This window comes from Massilia sp. CT11-108, assembly GCF_047302915.1.
Taxonomy (GTDB): Bacteria; Pseudomonadota; Gammaproteobacteria; order Burkholderiales; family Burkholderiaceae_D; genus Telluria; species Telluria orientalis.
The window spans coordinates 1-476 of record NZ_JBKYMO010001230.1 but is presented as its reverse complement, the minus strand read 5'-3'; the positions used below and the strand labels follow the sequence as shown (position 1 = coordinate 476).

1 protein-coding gene is annotated in these 476 nt (G+C 67.0%); it reads left to right on the top strand.

Annotated features, from left to right (window positions below; all coding sequences use genetic code 11):
* Nucleotides 1-476, top strand: a 476-nt coding sequence (locus ACEN88_RS34160) for an autotransporter-associated beta strand repeat-containing protein (protein WP_413346819.1), incomplete at both ends; no start/stop codon positions are given.

Genomic DNA, 476 nt, shown 5'->3' with positions numbered 1-476 from the left:
ACGCAGGTGCTCAGCGGTACCAATATCTATTTCGGCGCCACGTCGATCGACCAGGGCGGCGCACTGGCGCTGTCCGGGTCGGGCAGCATCGCGCTGTCCAGCGGTGTAGCCAACAACGGCGTGCTCGACATTGCCGCGACAAACAACGGCGCCGAAGTGCGCTCGCTGTCCGGCTCCGGTGCGGTGCTGCTGGGTGGCCAGACGCTGACGCTGACCGATGCAGGCGATACGTTTGCGGGCAGCATCTACGGTTCGGGTGGTCTGACAATCGCGGGCGGCACGCAGGTGCTCAGCGGTACCAATACCTATAACGGCGCCACCTCGATCGACCAGGGCGGCGCGCTGGCGCTGTCCGGGTCGGGCGGTATCGCTCTGTCCAGCGGCGTCGCCAACAACGGTGTGTTCGACATTGCCGCGACAAACAACGGCGCCGAAGTGCGCACGCTGTCCGGATCCGGCGCCGTGCTGCTGGGCGG